14 protein-coding genes are annotated in these 16,413 nt (G+C 64.6%); 2 read left to right on the top strand and 12 right to left on the bottom strand.

The annotated features are described in order from the left end of the window. Positions 1–276: 276 nt before the first annotated feature. The 8 genes from N8I71_RS07470 to N8I71_RS07435 all read right to left on the bottom strand — a co-directional run bounded on the left by N8I71_RS07470 (position 277) and on the right by N8I71_RS07435 (position 8,067). Positions 277–1,533, bottom strand: coding sequence for a TRAP transporter large permease (locus tag N8I71_RS07470; RefSeq protein WP_316249183.1), 1,257 nt, complete (start codon positions 1,531–1,533; stop codon positions 277–279). Continuing rightward, complete coding sequence (locus N8I71_RS07465; RefSeq protein ID WP_262877328.1) at positions 1,530–2,081, bottom strand: TRAP transporter small permease; 552 nt, start codon at positions 2,079–2,081, stop codon at positions 1,530–1,532. The genes N8I71_RS07470 and N8I71_RS07465 overlap by 4 nt, the downstream gene beginning before the upstream one ends. Before the next feature lie 72 nt (positions 2,082–2,153). Next, positions 2,154–3,128, bottom strand: coding sequence for a TRAP transporter substrate-binding protein (locus tag N8I71_RS07460; RefSeq protein WP_262877327.1), 975 nt, complete (start codon positions 3,126–3,128; stop codon positions 2,154–2,156). A 31-nt stretch (positions 3,129–3,159) separates the two neighbouring features. Continuing rightward, positions 3,160–3,912 carry an SDR family NAD(P)-dependent oxidoreductase gene (locus tag N8I71_RS07455; RefSeq protein ID WP_262877326.1) on the bottom strand — a complete coding sequence of 251 codons (753 nt, stop codon included), beginning with the start codon at positions 3,910–3,912 and terminating at the stop codon, positions 3,160–3,162. A gap of 30 nt (positions 3,913–3,942) precedes the next feature. Further along, positions 3,943–5,616 (bottom strand): thiamine pyrophosphate-binding protein, encoded by a 1,674-nt coding sequence (locus tag N8I71_RS07450; RefSeq protein WP_262877325.1) that lies wholly within the window; start codon positions 5,614–5,616, stop codon positions 3,943–3,945. Positions 5,617–5,633: 17 nt separating this feature from the next. Then, a complete protein-coding gene (locus tag N8I71_RS07445; RefSeq protein ID WP_262877324.1) occupies positions 5,634–6,263 on the bottom strand; it encodes a hypothetical protein in 630 nt (209 codons plus the stop codon). A gap of 14 nt (positions 6,264–6,277) precedes the next feature. Beyond that, a complete protein-coding gene (locus tag N8I71_RS07440) occupies positions 6,278–6,601 on the bottom strand; it encodes an NIPSNAP family protein (protein WP_262877323.1) in 324 nt (107 codons plus the stop codon). After that, on the bottom strand, positions 6,598–8,067 hold the full coding sequence (locus N8I71_RS07435) for an NAD-dependent succinate-semialdehyde dehydrogenase (RefSeq protein ID WP_262877322.1): 1,470 nt from the start codon (positions 8,065–8,067) through the stop codon (positions 6,598–6,600). Before N8I71_RS07435 ends, N8I71_RS07440 begins: the two co-directional genes overlap by 4 nt. Positions 8,068–8,211: 144 nt before the next feature. Between N8I71_RS07435 and N8I71_RS07430 the strand changes: the two genes are divergently transcribed. Beyond that, a complete protein-coding gene (locus N8I71_RS07430) occupies positions 8,212–9,060 on the top strand; it encodes a helix-turn-helix domain-containing protein (RefSeq protein WP_262877321.1) in 849 nt (282 codons plus the stop codon). Between the two features lie 258 nt (positions 9,061–9,318). Here the strand turns inward: N8I71_RS07430 and N8I71_RS07425 are convergent, their stop codons facing one another. Next, positions 9,319–10,611, bottom strand: a complete 1,293-nt coding sequence (locus tag N8I71_RS07425; protein WP_262877320.1) for a phospholipase D-like domain-containing protein — start codon at positions 10,609–10,611, stop codon at positions 9,319–9,321. A 678-nt stretch (positions 10,612–11,289) separates the two neighbouring features. After that, positions 11,290–12,876 (bottom strand): oleate hydratase, encoded by a 1,587-nt coding sequence (locus tag N8I71_RS07420; RefSeq protein ID WP_262877576.1) that lies wholly within the window; start codon positions 12,874–12,876, stop codon positions 11,290–11,292. Positions 12,877–13,107: 231 nt separating this feature from the next. Between N8I71_RS07420 and N8I71_RS07415 the strand changes: the two genes are divergently transcribed. After that, on the top strand, positions 13,108–14,133 hold the full coding sequence (locus tag N8I71_RS07415) for a hypothetical protein (protein WP_262877319.1): 1,026 nt from the start codon (positions 13,108–13,110) through the stop codon (positions 14,131–14,133). 107 nt (positions 14,134–14,240) lie between these two features. On the opposite strand, the gene N8I71_RS07410 is transcribed toward N8I71_RS07415, so the two are convergent. Together N8I71_RS07410 and N8I71_RS07405 are read right to left on the bottom strand one after the other, a co-directional pair. Beyond that, on the bottom strand, positions 14,241–14,534 hold the full coding sequence (locus tag N8I71_RS07410) for a hypothetical protein (protein ID WP_262877318.1): 294 nt from the start codon (positions 14,532–14,534) through the stop codon (positions 14,241–14,243). Continuing rightward, the gene (locus N8I71_RS07405) at positions 14,531–16,228 is read right to left on the bottom strand and encodes a glycoside hydrolase family 13 protein (protein WP_262877317.1); all 1,698 of its coding nucleotides are present in this window, start codon (positions 16,226–16,228) and stop codon (positions 14,531–14,533) included. The genes N8I71_RS07410 and N8I71_RS07405 overlap by 4 nt, the downstream gene beginning before the upstream one ends. Positions 16,229–16,413 lie beyond the last annotated feature (185 nt).

Raw genomic sequence — 16,413 nt, 5'->3', positions numbered from 1 at the left:
GATCGCAGTCGCGACAGGTAGTGGAGAGGACGGGGCCAAGATGCAAAGGTCTCCGGTCCTCGTGGACGTCGAAGTGGCGAGAGGGCGTTGTCGGACGGATTGAAAACGCACGCAAATCATCCCTGAAAGGCGGAAGATCTCGAAGCTCGTCTCGAACCGCGTGAAAGGTTTGAGTTTCGTCGTTCTCCGGAGCCGGCCAGCCCCCCGCCCCGCCTGAAGCCAGGTTTCTCTGACAGGACCCCTGTCAGAACATCGTTCCGGGTCGTTCGAAAGGCCTCAACGGATCACCAGCCCGGGAAAGACACTGAGCAAGATGACGACCATCGCCGTGACGCCGAGAAAGGGCATGGCGGCCTTGAATATTGCCCCCGCTTTGACGTTCGAGACCGTTGCCGCGACATAGAGAGCGACGCCGACAGGCGGCGTGACCAGGCCAAGCGTCAGGTTCAGGCACAGGACGACACCCAGGTGATAGGGGTCGATGCCGTAAACCGCCGTGGCGACCGGCAGGATGATGGGCACGACCATGATGAGCGCCGGAATCCCGTCGATGATCATTCCGACCGCAAGCATGATCAGGTTGACGAGCAGCAGGAACAGGATGGGATTGTCGGACACAAGCACGACCCATTCCGCAAGATTCTGGGGCACCTGGCCATAGATCAGCACCCAGCTGAATACGTTGGCCGTGGCCACCATGAACAGGACGAGAGCGGCATTCGACCCCGCCGTCAGCAGCATCTTGGGGATGTCCCGATCCGACAACTCGCGGGTCACGAACTTGCCGATGAGATAGGCCATGACTGCGGCAATCGCCGCGGATTCGGTCGGGGTGGCAAAGCCGAGCAGGATGCTCCCGATGATGGACGCGGGGATGACCAGCGTCAGGATGCCATCGCGCAACAATCCGATACGCTCCCCCCGTGTCAGGGGCGGCGCGACCGGAAAGGGATTGAACAGGCCGATTACGAAGATCACGCCCATGAATCCTGCGGCCATCATCAACCCCGGCACGATGCCCGCGATGAAGAGATCACCGATGGAGATCTGGGCCAGAACCCCGTAGACGACGAACATCATCGAGGGTGGTATGATCGGCGACAGCAGGCCGCCCGCGGTCGTGGTCGCGACGGCAAATGTCTTTTGGTAGCCGGCACGCTCCATCTCGGGGACCATCACCTTCGACATCACCGAAATCTGGGCCGTGGCGGAACCGAGGATCGAGGCCATCATCATGTTGGCGAGGATGTTCACATAGACCAGCCCGCCCTTCATCGTGCCGACGACCGCCCGAGCCATCCCGATCAATCGGCTCGTGATGCCGCTGCCGTTCATCATCTCGCCGACCACCATGAACAGGGGGATCGCCAGCAGACCGTACTTGCCGATGCCCGACTGCAATTGCAGCGCGAATGATCCGATGAGGGCGGTATTGCCGCTGTCAATCACGAAGACGGCCGCAGCGATCGCAAGCACGATCCCGATCGGCGCACCGAGGAACAGCAGGACGGCAAAGACAATGGCGGTCATCATGGCTGTGTTCCCGGTTCCGGTATCCGGCGGATGTCGCGGAGAAGGCAGGCCGCGCTGTGCACCGTCAGCGTGAAAGCGAACCACGGCATCACCAGGAAGAACCACAGACGGCGTATCCCGATCGTGTCGGTCACTTCCTGGTAAACACTGTTGAAAGTATTCTCGAAGAACTGCCGCAGGTCGAACCCGTAGCCCGCCAGGCTCAGCGGATCGAACCAGGCCCAGCACGCATAGGCCAGGAAAAGCGCGAAACCGAGATTCACGCTTTGCACCCCGATGGACATCCAGCGGCGGGTTGCGTCGGACACGGCATCCGACACCAGCGTCACGCAGAAGTTGCGCCTTTGGGCGAACATGAGGCTGGAACCGACGAAGGCGAAGACCACCATCAGGTTCACGGCCAGCTCGTCCACCCAGTACAGGGACCAGTTGATCGCGCGCGTGATCACGTTGAGGATCAGAAGCAACGTCACCGCTGCCATCAGCGCCTTCAGAAGGACCGCTTCGATCTTCGCGATCCAGTCCGAGGCTGTCAGGATTAAGGTCATTGTGCCCGGCCCCATGGCGATGCGGAGGCCGCCCGCGGCTCTGCGCGGGCGGCTCGGTGTCTTGGGCCGGGCCTAGGCCTCGGCGCGCAGCGCGGCGATGGAGGGCGCCCGCGCGTCCCAGATCTCGTGCCACCTGTTCAGGGTCTCGCCGAAGAAATCTGGGCTTGCCTCGGTCACGGTCATGCCGGAGCCCCTGAGGTTGTCCAGCCAGGTCGGCTCGAACTCCATGTATCGCGCGAAAAGCCAGTCGATCTCGCCGGATACCGTGCTCGACAGCATCTCCTTTTCACTGTCGTCCAGCCCGGCCCAATAGCTGCCCGACACCACCGCGACCACGGGGAACATCATCTGGTTGGTGACGGTCAGGTGCGGCGCCTGGTTGTAGAGATTGAGGTTCCAGGCCAGTTCGAGGTCGATGTCCGCACCGTCGACCTGGCCATTGGCCAGCGCATCGAAGAGACCGGGCAACGGAATGGGCGTCGGTGCGACATCCATCAACTCGTAGAAATCCCGGAGCGGGGCAAACGGCGTGATGCGGTATTTCCGTCCGGCCAGATCGGCCGAGGATGTGACCGGATCGCGGGAAATCAGGTGCCGCATCCCGCCGAGGCCGAAGCCGAGGCCCTTCATGCCGAGGCTCGTGAACTGGTCCAGCATCGCCGTGGCCGTCGGCCCGGTCAGCAGTTGCGAGGCCCGAGCGACATCGGGCACGAGGTATGGCGTGAACAACGCGGCCATGTCGTCCAGTCGGTTGGAGAACTCGGCCACGGTCAGAAAACCCATGTCCAGACCGCCGGTCTGAAGCTGCTGGATCATCGCCGCCTCGTTGCCCAACTGGCCCGACGGAAAGATCTGCGTCTCGAAGGCGCCACCGCTGCGCTCGGCCAACGAGACGCCGACCCGTTCCATGGTCTGCGTCCAGAAATGGCTGGCCGGGGTGATCGTGCCGATGCGCAGCGTCCTGTCGGTCGCGGCACGGAGCAGGCCCGGCGCGGCCAGGGCGGCCGCGGCAAGGCAAGTCGTTTTCAGAAAACCACGTCGTTTCATTGTCTTCCTCCCGTTTTCAGTTCTTCTTGGGTCAGTGAAAATAGGCTCCGCCATCCACCACCAGCGTCTGGCCGGTCATGAATGCCGCGTCCTGCGATGCCAGGAAGGCCACGGCGCCAACCACATCTTCGGGAAGCTGGTCGCGTGCGATGACCCGGGCCTTTTGCGAGATGTCCCGCAGTTTCTCGAGCTGATGCGGGTTCGCCTTGACCCCGTCCGACAGGGTGAAGCCCGGCGCGACGGCGTTGACACGAATGCCGGACCCGCCGAGTTCCTTGGCGAGAGCCTTCGTCATGGCGTTGACCGCCCCCTTGCTGGCCACGTAGTGCAGCAGGTACGGCACCCCCTTGAACGGGGTTCCCGAAGACATGTTGACGATCGAGCCGCCCCCCTGGGCCCGCATCACCGGCACCACCGCCGCCGTGGCGAAGGCCTGCCCCATCACGTTGACGTTCAGGACACGCTGCCACTCTTCGGCGGTGATCTCGGAGAATTCGGTCAGGTGCAGCGTCGAATAAAGCCCGGCGTTGTTCACCAGCGTGTCGATCCGTCCGAACGCCTGAACCGCCCTGGCCGCCATGTGCTTGCAGGACTCCGGGTCCGAGATATCGCAGACCACGCCGAGGACGGCCGCCCCGGTCGCCGCGAGCATCGCGGCCGCCTCGTCGGCGCCCTGGACATCGGCGATGACAACCGCCGCGCCGTCCGCGGCAAAACGCTCGGCGATTGCGCGGCCGATACCCATCGCGCCGCCGGTAACGATAACGACTTTTTTCTCTTCCACCTTGTATATCCTCAATAGTCGCCGAGGCCCTCAATCGCGTTGCGAGACGCGACGCAGGTCTGCGATCGTTTGTGTCGGGGTGATCAGATCGGGGTCGACCTGAAGCTCGATCAGGCTGGGCCCGGCACAGGCAAGGGCACGGTCCCAGGCGGCCACGAACTGATCTGTACGGGTCACGGTTTCACCGTGGCAACCATAGGCGCGCGCCAGCATCGCGAAATCGGGATTCGTGAGATCCGTCGCGCTGACCCGCCCCGGATAGCTCCGTTCCTGGTGCATCCTGATCGTGCCGTACATGCCGTTGTTCACCACGATCACGGTCAGGTTGACCTTGTATTTCGCGGCCGTCGCCAGTTCCTGCCCATGCATCAGAAAACACCCGTCTCCCGCGAAGCAAACCACCTCGCGGTCGGGATACATGCGCGCCGCCGCCACCGCAGCCGGAAGGCCATACCCCATCGACCCCGAGATCGGAGCCAACTGGGTACGGTGACGGCGATAGGTCAGGAACCGGTGCACCCAGACGGTGTAGTTGCCCGCCCCGTTGGTCACGATCGCGTCAGCGCGCAAAGTCTTCTTCACATGGCCCATAACCTCGGCCATGGCCAATGCACCCCTGCCCTCGGGCAAGCTCGACCACGCCCGATAGTCGGCATTGCACGCCGCGACATGGGCCAGCCGCGCCTGCGGGATCTGCCGTGGCGCGTCACACCTTGCCAATGCAGCGACGGTTTCCGCAGCCGGCGCCGCGATGCCGAGATCAGGCATGTAGACCCGACCGATCTCTTCAGGGTCGGGATAGACGTGAACGAGGGTTTCTGCAGGCTTGGGGATGTCGATCAGGCTATAGCCGCTCGATTCCATCTCGCTGAACCGCGTGCCCAGCAAGACCAGCACATCGGCCGACCTGATCCGGGCCGCCAGCTTCGGGTTGATCCCGATCCCGACATCGCCCGCATAGTTGGGATGCGTGTTGTCGAAGAAATCCTGACAGCGGAACGAGGCAGCGACCGGCACCGCCCAGCGCTCGGCGACGGCCTGCAGCTCTTGCCGCGCCGCGTCCGACCACGCGCCGCCGCCCACGACGATCATCGGTGCCGTTGCGTTTGCCAGAAGGTTCTGCAGCCGCCGCAAATCGTGATCCGTCGGCCCCGCGATCGCCGGACGCGCGAGTGGCAAGGACGGCGAGACCCTGCTGCTGGCTTCCACGAGCATATCCTCGGGCAGCGCGAGAACGACGGGCCCGGGGCGTCCCGACATCGCGACGTGAAAGGCCCGCGAGACCATTTCCGGCACACGGTCCGCGCTGTCCACCTCGGCCACCCACTTGGCGACCTGCCCGAACATGCGGCGATAGTCGACTTCCTGGAAGGCTTCGCGTTCGCGCATGTGCCGCGCGACCTGTCCGACGAACAGGATCATCGGCGTCGCGTCCTGACGGGCCACGTGCAACCCGGCCGACGCGTTGGTCGCCCCCGGGCCACGCGTCACCATGCAGATGCCGGGACGGCCCGTCAGCTTGCCATAGGCGTCGGCCATCATCGCCGCGCCGCCTTCCTGTCGGCAGACCGTGACGGCGACCTCGGGCGCATCGGTCAGCGCATCCAGTACCGCGAGGTAGCTTTCGCCCGGCACCAGGAAGCAGTGGTCGACCCCCTGTTGCCTCAGGCATGCGACGAGGCTCTGCGCACCGGTCAGGGGCACGTCGTGAAAAGGCGCGTTCAAAGCGACAACCCGATCTCGCCGAAGCTGCGGTAGCTCTGGGACTTGGGCTTCGCGCGGTCCTCTTCGTTCTCGTAGTTGATCGAGGACTTGCCCCGCAGCGCGTCCGGCAGAACCATCGCTCGGATGAACCGGCTGTGCAGCACGAGATCCGCCTGGGCGAAAACAGGGATCGGACCATCTTCGAACCATGCGCCGCCGGGACCGTAGGATGTCGAATGACCGTCCGTGTCGATCCGGATGCCGCCTTCGCGCAGGCAGCGGATACCCGGCCCCTGGTGGGTGTGCAGCATCGCGGTTCCGCCGGGTGGAAAGCTGACGCTGTCAAGCCGCAGGAAACTGCCCGGACCGGCCAGATGCGCTGGCACCGGCCCCGCCAGTTTCGCAACCGTCCGTTCGGGCGGCATGGGCGGCAGATCGCCCGACAGATCCCAGCGCCATAGCGACGCGCCGGCCGCGCCCGCCCGCAGGGTCACCGGTCCGTCGGTCATGAAGCCGTCATCGGTGGAATGAACCGTGCCGTCGACCGTGACATCCCCCCCGGTGACAAAGATCGCGCGGGCGACCGTGTCGCCGAAGCGGACCTCCTGCCCATCCAGGAGAGTGTCTTCGAACAGATGCAAATTCATGGCCAGTGCCTCCGTCACCGTGATCCCTGCTCGCGCATGAAGGGCGCGGGCAGCAGCAGCTTGTTTTCCTGGTACCGGACAAGGGGCCTGATCTTCGGAACGTAGGCCTGCCATTCGGGATCGCGCAGCAGGTCTTGCCGGCGCGCTTGTCGATCGGCCAGGTCAGTGTAGGACCAAAGATGAACGACCTGGTTCTGGGGGCCGAACTCGACCTGGTAGTAACCGACAAGCCCGCCAAGGATCCGTGTCTGCACCGCGAGCCCCTCGGCCTCGTAAAGCCTCAGGTATTCGGGAACCTTTCCGATATGCAGGGTGTAGATCCGCTCTTCGACGATCATGCGACTGCCCCCAGACCGGCCAGGCAGATGTACTTCAGCTCGGTCCAGTCCTCGATTCCGTACTTCGAACCCTCGCGGCCGATACCGCTTTCCTTTACCCCGCCGAAGGGGGCGACCTCGGTGGAAATCAGTCCCGTGTTCACGCCGACGATGCCGGTCTTGAGCGCGTCGGCGACCCGGAAGATCCGCCCGACATCGCGGCTGTAGAAGTAGCCGGCGAGCCCATAGGGGGTGTCGTTGGCCATGGCGATGGCCTCCGCCTCGTCCCGGAAACTGCCGATCGCGGCGACCGGGCCAAAGACCTCCTGATGGGAGATATCCATCGCCGATGTCACGCCGGTCAGGATCGTGGGCTGGTAATAGGTGCCACCGGCCGCGTGCCTTGCGCCGCCGGTGTGGATCGTGGCCCCTTTTTCCAGGGCATCCGCGACAAGGAGCTCGACCTTCTCCAGCCCGCGGGTGTCGATCAAGGGGCCCTGGGAGACACCCGCATCCAGCCCGTGACCGACCCTGATCTGTTCCGCCTTGGCCGTCAGCGCTGCAACAAAGGAGTCGTGGATGCTTTCTTGTACAAGAATGCGGTTGGCGGCGATGCAGGTCTGACCGGCATTGCGGAACTTGCAGATCTGCACGCCTTCCAGCGCGGCGTCGAAATCGGCATCCTCGAAAACGATGAAGGCCGCATTGCCGCCGAGTTCGAGGCTCACCTTTGTCAGGTCGCCTGCACAGTCACGCATCAACTGCTTGCCCACGGCAGTCGAGCCGGTGAAGCCGATCTTGCGCACCAGCGGACTGTCGATCATGGCCTTGCCGATCACCGGGGCGTCCTCACGCCCGCCGGTGACCACGTTGAAGACCCCCGGCGGCACGCCCACCATGTCCGCGAGGGACGCAATGGCCAGCGCGGACAGGGGTGTCGCCTCGGCCGGTTTCAGAACCATGCAATTGCCCGCCGCCAGCGCCGGGGCGGCCTTGCGCGTCACCATCGCAGACGGGAAGTTCCAGGGCGTGATGCCCCCGACGACCCCCAGGGAGTTGCGCGTCACCAGAATGCGCGCATCCTGGCGGTGGGACGGGATGATGTCGCCGTAAAGCCTGCGCCCTTCCTCGGCGAACCAGCTGAAGAAACTGGCAGCGTATTCCACTTCGACCCGCGCCTCGGACAGGGGTTTTCCCTGCTCGAGCGTCATCAGTTGCGCGAGGTCCTCGGCGTGGTCGCGCATGGCCGAAGCCCAGGCGTTCAGAACGCGGGCACGGTCCCCGGCTGTCCGACCGCTCCAGTCCTCATGGGCGGCCTGTGCAGCGGCAATCGCGGCTTGCGTGTCGCTTGCGCCCATCCGCGGCACCGAGCCGAGGCTCTCCCCCGTGGCAGGGTCGACGACATCGAGACGTTCGGCCGAGCCCGCCGCGACCCAGGCGCCGCCGACATAGCAGTCCATCTTCAGAAATTCCGGCAGTTTCGCCACGGTAGGGCCTCTTCCTGATCTGCGCGTCGTCCACGCCTTGGTGTTCGGGCAGGTTCACATGGACGCGGCGCTCAGTCTTTGCCCAGACGTCTTGCTATTTACCTATTTGTCCGATTAAGTCGTGGGCGTTTGGAGAAAGGCACGATGGCCGAGGCACTTGGAATCGCCGTGGGAACCTTCGGGCGTGTCGCTCTGCTCTCGGCGACGCAACCTGTGATGGACCACGCGCATTCCAAGGTGCATGCCCTGATCAAGCTGTCCGGCCCCGACACGGTCTACGAGGTCGACGGGCGCAGTGCGAAGCTCAGCGACACCCAGATGGTGTTGGTCAATCCGTGGGTCGTGCATTCCAACGCACGTGCGGCCGGCAACGAGCCGACGGTGCTTCTGGCGCTTTACCTCGACACCCTTTGGTTCGGTGACCTGGGCTCGCAGGTCCTCATGGGCTCAAACGACCTGCCCTTTGCCGAGACCACCGCGACGGTCAGCCCGCAGCTGCGCGATCAGGCCATTCAACTCGCCGATCAGATGACGTCCATGCAAAGCGACGAAGAACATTTCGACACGTCCCTGCGCGACCTGTTCGGGATGGTTCTGCATTCGTCGAAAACCAACGCCAGGTCGCTGCAAAGTACCGAACGGTCCTTCGTCAGCGACTATCGTATTCGAAAGGCCATCAAGCTCTTCCACGAGCAACCCGCCAAGGATCTCGACCTGAACGATGTCGCCCGGACCATAGGGTTGTCCCGTTCACAATTCTACGAACGCTTCCGACTGTGCACGGGTCTATCTCCGGGCACGTATCTGGATACGTTGTGCTGTGAACGTGCCGCGCTTCTGCTCAGCGACCCGAGCGTCACGATCGCGGAGATCTCGGATCGGATCGGGTTTTCGGCCCAGGGGCATTTCACAAGGTTTTTCAAGGCGAAGACCGGGGTGCCCCCGAAAAGCTTTCGCATGGGACATATTGAAGCCGGGCGCATTCTGAAATGAAGGGTCGTCCGGATCGGGGCGAAGGCGCAGACGCGGAAGTGCTGGCAGAAACAGAAGGATCGGCAGGGCAGTGACACCGGAGCAGAGCGCGGTGCGGGACCATGCCGACCCGGCGAGCGCGGCGAAGGGCCCGCCGAACGCCGCCGCCCCCGCTTCCAGTCGTCGAGCCGGGCACAGATCTTCAGGCCAAGCGCATCGATCGACGGCTCCGACCACAAGTCGCCCCCCCTCAATCGAGGGCCCTTCAAGGCCCATGGCCTAGAACCAGCCCAGGACCCATGGCAAACGCTCGATCAGTTGCCCAAGACGCGGCGTCGGTTGGCCGGGAGGAATTGGCTCGCTCGACGCAATGAGGTCATCGGCGAGGTCCATCACTTGCCGCGCGAACCGCCGGTCGAGTACCGCCAGGACGTTCTCGCTGTCGTGGAGATAGCTTCTCTGGTTGAAGTTGGAACTGCCGAGCACGGACAGCGCGCCGTCGATGACCAGGATCTTGACGTGCAGCAACTGGGCCGGCCCCCGATACGCGAAGAACTCGAACCGGTCGCCCCAGCGCGACACCGAAAGACTGTTCAGGGGACGGACCACGACATCGGACGGCTCGGGCGAGCCCAGCTGAAACAGGATGCGCACCCGAACGCCCCGCGCCTCCGCCCTCAGGAGCGCGTCGAGAATGCGGTCGGGGGGATAGAAGAACTCCGACACGATCGTGATGTCCTGCCGCGCCGCGTCGATCATGGCCGCGACCCAGCGTTCGAGGCCCCTGCCATCCTCCCATGGCAGCGAGATCGCGTGCCGCATTTGTGCCCCGGCACCGGCAATCGACGGCTCGGGCCCGATCCGTGCCGGGCCCAGAGGCGCGAGCGACTGCGCGTCTCGGTGCCAGTATGCGACCGCTTGCGCCGCGATGGACCGCGCCATCGCGGGATCACGGATCTCGACGTCGAGGTCTTCGAAGATCGAGAAATAGCCGCGCTGCCAGAGCCTCTCCTCGATATGGTCGCGCAGGGCCGGCCATCGGGTCAGGTCGAAGGGGCGGTCGAAGAAGTATCCGTCGTGCAGGTTGCGACCGCCGAGGATGACGCGGGTCGCGCCCGGGTCCGGTGAAAGCGTCAGAAAGAATTTGGTGTGCTGGGCCCTTTGAAGCCGGTCGACCGCGCGGCCCGGCCTGTCTTGCCTCCAGACATAGAACTGCAGTTGCACGGAGGGATAGCGCGCCGCGAACTCCGTCAGGAACGCGCGGTCGCGTCCGCGCACCAGCGTTGCCGATACGAGGATGCGGACGGGCGTCCCTCGCTGCGCATGATAGGCCAGCGCCCGCGTCAGAAGCGCGCTCTGGAAATCCGCGCGGAAGTTGAGGGACGAGATCACGACGAGGTCGAGGTCGGGAGCATCGGAGAAGTCGAGCGGAAGGTTCGGATCGCCCGACAGGAGCGCGGCGCGCGGCAGGGGGCGCCCGAGCAGGGCCGCCATTCGCGCATTGAGCGCATCGACACCGTCGCTGAGGAGTCGTGGCGGCGTGGTCGCCGAAAAGGCGCACGTCGTCATCATGCCGGTTTCGGCAAGGAATACGGCGGCCAAGGGATCGCCGTCCGCACTTCGCGATGGCGGACAGGGATCGTCTCGGAGGGCGGGCGAAGACAACGACGGGGAGAGTGCGGTCTCGGAGACGAGACTTAGACTGTGGCCTGTTCCCCAGCTCAGCTCGCAATCACCGCTTTCGGGCTGCCAATCGAGGTCTGCCGCCACCTCTCGCGAGAGCAGCACCGTCCGCGGGGCCCGCGGTGCCAGGGGCACGCGCTGCTCCGGCGTCCGAACGAAGGCGCGCCCGTCGCATGCGATGCGAACCGGCCGCGGCCCGCTCCAGTCGGGCGCGATGCGAACCGCGATCCTCCGGGCCAGTGGGTCGGGCAGAATGAACCGGGCCGCGGACCGCTCGGGGCCCTCCATCGTTATCGGGATCAAGGCCTCGCCTTCACGGCCCGATGCGCCGGTCCTTCCCGGGGCCGCGCAGCCGGAAAGAAGAAGAACAGACAGGAGCAGCGGCAGGACTGCAGCCGGCACGAAACGATGGTGTCCCGCTTCGATCCCGGTTTCCCGAACGGTCTCGGGTTTCTCGATGCCCTGGCAAATGGCTGACGCTGCTGCCGGGATCGGCGCCATTGAGGGCAATGAGGCCATTCGACCTCCCCGCCGTCCGATGCGCAAACGGTGTCCCATCGCGCCCGCTCAGCCTTTGCCGCTCGACGGCGCAGGCCGAAGCGCATATCGCAACGCGCGCGCGATCAGCGCGAGGTCGCGATCCGGGTGCACAACCCCCGGCGGCTCCGGGCCGCCCTTGTTCAGGCTCGCGACGGCATGCCATGCGCTGCGAACAGAGTATTCGACCGTGAAGACGGTGTCGTCGGGGAGTTCGACGAACTGGCCGATACAGGCGTAGTTGAGCGCGCCTTCCGGGTGCACGGCCGGTCTGTCCCCGCGCCTGCGCGGAAGGAACTGGCTGGTGATCATGGGCATGCGGCAGCCGATGACGGTCGCGTCGCCAAAGACGCGACTGCGTTCGCCGCCATCGAGCCGAAGGAAACCGGCGATTTCGTCCAGGATCTGGCGGCCCGTTGCCTCGGTCATGGGCACGCCGCAGAAGCGCCCGGGGAGATCCGGACGCAAGCCATAGCCCCAGATCACCTCCGTGCCGGCAGCCTGATCGCGGAAATGGGGTTGCTCGACTTGCAGGATCGAAAGCCGCCACGGCGAGCCCGCCAGCGCGACAAGAGCACTCGGATGGGCCCCGGCCGGGCGCAAACCGGCCAGGTGGGCGCCGAGGTTGCCGTCATGAAGCGTGATCGTGAAGGACTGCCATTCCGTCCGCCGCCGGTCGGCGCGGAAAGCGTCCGGGCGTCCGAAACCGGGGGCACGGCGCGACACCTGTTCCCAGAACTCCCACGCTGGAAGCGTGCCAGGCGGAGCGGGTGGTGGCTCATTGGGCGCCCCGATCGCCGCCCCGTCGATCATCGACCCAAGCGTGAGGTATGCGCGGTCATCCCCGCCCAGTGTGAACGGCCCTGCCTCGGTCAGGATCTCGACGATGCGCCGGCCGGAACCTTCCTGCTCGAACCTGGCGTCGGTCGCACGGGAAGCGGTCCGGATTTCGACCCCTGAACGCAGCAGCCAGTCATGAAGGGGCGCGATGATCGAGTCCCTCTGGTTGTACCGGGTCGAAAACACGGGCGTTCGCACCTCGGGCGGCATGACGAAATGGAGGAAGCGGCGCATGTAACGGCGAAACTCGGCCGCTGAATGCCAGGGCTGGAAAGCGAAGACTGTCGATGCCGCCAGCCAGTGCTCGCTGTCGAAATAACTTCGTGGCAGGCACTGCGATATCTTCAGTCCATCAAGACGGCCTTCGGGCGCCACCATCATGCGGAGGAAAGCGGCCAACTGACCCGATCTGAGGCCGCCGCTGTGCCTGCCCAGGATCCGGCCGTCGACGAGCTGGTCGAAGGCATAGGGCACCCGGTGCTCCTCGTTGAAGGCGATCAGGTCGTCCCTCAGGCTGTTGCCGCTGCCGTCCGGCGAAGGAATTGCCCCCAGGAGGTCCAGCATGCAGACGTAATGCGCCTCGAACATGCGGGCGCCACGCATCAAATAGAGATCGTTGGCATAAGGCGTGGCATCGAGGCTGCCGCCGATCTGGGGCGAGGCCTCGAGAATGACGATGTCCGTCCCGCGCACACCGTGGTCCCGCAACAGCAGGGCCGCCCCGGCAAGCGACGCGATCCCGCCGCCGACGAAGACATGCCGTCCTCCCCCCAACACGTCTTTCAAATCGGACCACCCGTCTCCATGATGCTATTCATCGTCATTATTCAGCTCCGTCAAGATAATGGTGTCCCCCTTGGAGTATGCGCTGCGGATGGGCTTTCCCGGATTGACGTTTTCCGGGAACGGTCCGGGCGAATACGCCTGTCCGGCCTCGGATCCTGCGACAGAGCATGCGATTGACGCGACCAAACCCATGCCGGAGCGTGGACCGGAACGAGGGGATGCATGGACTACCTTGTTCGATGGGCGACGGGATGTGGGGACGGGACCGTGTCGAGGAAAGTTTCCCGTCAGCCGCCGAACGGGAGACGAAACTTGAAGGCATTTGTCCTCCGAAGCATCGGCAGAAATGGCAAGCATCGCCCTTTGGTCGCCGGTTTCGCGTTCATGGCAGATGTTCGAGCGCTCTTCTTGGGAGTTATTCTCGCCATGCCGCTTCTTCTGGCCGGATGCGGCGGCCTTCCCCCGCTTGTCGATCCGCCCGACCCCGAGGCGGGCCCGGCAGAGATCGTGTCGGGCTGCTGCGAAGGCGGGCTGGAGCCGCTTCCCGACTGGGCCCTCGACGTTCTCGAGGCCAACGCCGGAATCGTCCGGCCTTTCGCACTTATTCGTTTCCGCCCCGGCCGACTGACAGGGTCCCCCGAGGCGATGGCGCTTTTCACCGGTGCCTTGCAGCCATTCGACCTCGTGTTGATCAACTCCAACAACCGGGCGACCGGCCTCATGTTTGCCGGACACTTCAGCCATTCCGCGACCTATCTCGGCACCGAGGAGCAACTGCGGGCATCCGGCCTATGGGATCATCCGGCGCTGGCGCCACATCGCGCGGCAATTTCCGCGGGCTCCACGTTCCTCGAAGCCCATGATGGCGGCGTCCAGCTCAAGCGCCCGGAGATCGTGCTCGACGGCGATGCTGCCCTCATCCTGCGTCCGCAAGGCATGGACCACCGTCGTCTTCTGGCACGCAGCATGCCCTTGATCGGCACGCCATTCGACACCGCCTTCGATGCATCGGACCCCTCGCGCCTCTTCTGCGCAGAGTTGATAGACGCGATCTATCCGCATGCCCGGGTGCCCACGGTCGAGGTCTACGGCCGGCAGACGATCCTGATCGATGCGGTGGCGGCCGCGGCGCTTTCTGGCAGGATGCCTTTCTCCTTCGTCGGCTACGTGGAGGGCGGGCCCCGGGTAGGTGTTCGCGCTCTATCCGAGCGGGACTTTGCGCGCCGCCTCAGGACGGCCTGGGATTGAAGATCACCGTCGGAAGGTCCTGTTCGGGAACACGGCCTCCCACGGGTGCTGTCGCACGTGTGCGGGTCGCCAAATGACGAAAGGCGCGGTGTTGTTCCGGGCAAGGCTCACGTCATGCCAAGTCCGGATAACTGTGGGCTGAGCCAGAACGCTGTGAGACCGGCCAGCGCCAGGAGCATCACTCCCGCCTGTCCAAGGGGCAGCGGCGTCAATCGCGTTGCCGAGAGGGCTGGCACGTAAGACCAGGCCGCACCCCATGCCAGCACGCAAACGGGCAAAAGCAGAATGACGGGCGACACCGACGATCTGCCAAAGGCTCGCCGCAGGACCCACAGGATATGCCCTGCCATGAGCACCGTGAGGACATCCTGCAGCAGTATCAGGCGCGCGAGGTCATTCATGACGGCAACGCAGACTCGGCGGCCTGCCGGGTGGGGGTGGTTTTCCTCGCTGACACGTCCAGCCATACCCCGGCGAAGAAGGGCGGCAACGACGTGGGTATCGCGACATGGGCAATGTCGCCCACGTTGGTCAGCAGCAGATCCCAGTTGCCCTCGGGCAGGGCCGCGGGTGGAAGCGTCACCGGATCTGCGCTGTAGCTTCCGAGAACGAGCAATCGCGTCGGCCCAAGGGTACGGACATAGCACAGAACGGAGGGGTGCTCTGGCAGCAACATCTCGAACGTGCCCTCGACGACGACTGGAAGCGCCCTGCGAAGCCTGACAAGCTTGCGATACCACGCGAAAACCCCATCCGGGTCCGCCCTGTCGGCGGCGACGTTGATCTCACGATAGTTCGGGTTCAGGGCCATCCACGGTTCGCTGGTCGAAAACCCTGCCCATGTATCCGCGGTCCATTGAACAGGCGTGCGCGCGTGATCTCGCGCATTGGCGTTCGCGCCCGCGAGGAATTCCTCCACACTGCCGCCGGCAGCCATCACTTCCCGGAATTGTCCGAGGGTCTCGATATCCTGAAACTGGTCGAGCCGCTCGAACCGGGCGTTCGTCATGCCGATCTCTTCGCCCTGGAAAATGAAGGGCGTGCCCTTCATCAAGTAGGTGACAGCAGCGAGCATCTTTGCAGATCGGACACGATGGACCCCGTCGTCGGCGTAGTGCGAGACCGGTCGCGGCAGGTCATGGTTCGACAGGTAGAGCGAATTCCACCCATCCTCGGCGAGTGCGCTCTGCCAGTCTGCCAAGATCTTCTTGTGCGTTGGCAGATCGAACAGGTTGGGGCCGAAGCGGCCCTTGGCGGGATCCCACGCCGCCTGGATATGGTTGAAGCTGAACACCATGTTCAGTTCGCCCCGGTCGCGCCCGCAATAGTCGAGCGCCGTGCCGGGCGTGACGGACCAGCTTTCGCCGATGGTGACGATATCGCGCCCGGCGAGGCATTCGCGGTGCATTTCCTGAATGAACCGGTGCATGTCCGGGCCTTCATAGTAGTGCCGGGCGTCGATATCCTTGCCGACAAGCTCGATCACATCCATGCGGAACCCGCCGATGCCCCGGTCGAGCCACCAGTTCATCATGTTGTAGATCTCGGTGCGCAGCGCGGGATTGTGCCAGTTCAGATCCGGCTGCTGCGGGCCGAAATGGCAGTAGCAGTAACGGCCAATGGCAGGCACCCAGTGCCAGGCGGAGCCGCCGAAACAGGCACGCTGATCGTCCGGGGGGGAACCATCGGGGCGGGGATCGCGCCAGTAGAAATACTCGTGCTCGGGACAATCGCGCGACTCGCAAGCCTTGCGAAACCACGTATGATCCGAAGAGCAGTGGTTGACGACGAGGTCCATGACGATCCGGATCTGGCGCGCCGCGGCCTCGGCCACAAGCGCGTCGAAATCGTCGAGCGTCCCGAATTCCGGTGCGATCGCGTAGTAGTCCGCGATGTCATATCCGTTGTCCCGCATGGGCGAGGCATAGACCGGCGAAAGCCAGACGAACCCGATCCCGAGATCGGCAAGGTGGTCGAGCCTGGAAACGATCCCGGGAATGTCGCCGATCCCATCGCCATTGCTGTCGCAGAAACTGCGGGGGTAGATCTGATAGCCCGTCGCGGTCTTCCACCATGGGGTGTTGCTGTCTGTCATCTGGTCGTTGGTCCTGGGCTATGTGGCTGGCGTGGTCGTCGGCTGTGCCGTTGGGGATGTCGCGGCACTGACGTGCAAGCGGACTGGTCATTACGACGGGACAAGCCGCCCGCGAACGAGCGCACGCGGCATGGTAGCGGTCATCGCGAGCGGCTGGGCGAGATTGGTTCACCGGATGGCTCTAC

The organism is Roseicyclus sediminis (genome assembly GCF_025515305.1).
Lineage (GTDB): Bacteria > Pseudomonadota > Alphaproteobacteria > Rhodobacterales > Rhodobacteraceae > Roseibacterium > Roseibacterium sediminis.
Note: the sequence above shows the minus strand (reverse complement) of the source record. Positions and strands in the feature narration are given on the sequence as shown.

What these genes read in the sequence shown, in the direction of transcription:
- N8I71_RS07470 (WP_316249183.1), bottom strand. Translation starts at nt 1,533, where the DNA reads ATGATGACCGCCATTGTCTTTGCCGTCCTGCTGTTCCTCGGTGCGCCG.
- N8I71_RS07465 (WP_262877328.1), bottom strand. Translation starts at nt 2,081, where the DNA reads ATGACCTTAATCCTGACAGCCTCGGACTGGATCGCGAAGATCGAAGCG.
- N8I71_RS07460 (WP_262877327.1), bottom strand. Translation starts at nt 3,128, where the DNA reads ATGAAACGACGTGGTTTTCTGAAAACGACTTGCCTTGCCGCGGCCGCC.
- N8I71_RS07445 (WP_262877324.1), bottom strand. Translation starts at nt 6,263, where the DNA reads ATGAATTTGCATCTGTTCGAAGACACTCTCCTGGATGGGCAGGAGGTC.
- N8I71_RS07440 (WP_262877323.1), bottom strand. Translation starts at nt 6,601, where the DNA reads ATGATCGTCGAAGAGCGGATCTACACCCTGCATATCGGAAAGGTTCCC.
- N8I71_RS07430 (WP_262877321.1), top strand. Translation starts at nt 8,212, where the DNA reads ATGGCCGAGGCACTTGGAATCGCCGTGGGAACCTTCGGGCGTGTCGCT.
- N8I71_RS07425 (WP_262877320.1), bottom strand. Translation starts at nt 10,611, where the DNA reads ATGATGACGACGTGCGCCTTTTCGGCGACCACGCCGCCACGACTCCTC.
- N8I71_RS07415 (WP_262877319.1), top strand. Translation starts at nt 13,108, where the DNA reads ATGGACTACCTTGTTCGATGGGCGACGGGATGTGGGGACGGGACCGTG.
- N8I71_RS07410 (WP_262877318.1), bottom strand. Translation starts at nt 14,534, where the DNA reads ATGAATGACCTCGCGCGCCTGATACTGCTGCAGGATGTCCTCACGGTG.
- N8I71_RS07405 (WP_262877317.1), bottom strand. Translation starts at nt 16,228, where the DNA reads ATGACAGACAGCAACACCCCATGGTGGAAGACCGCGACGGGCTATCAG.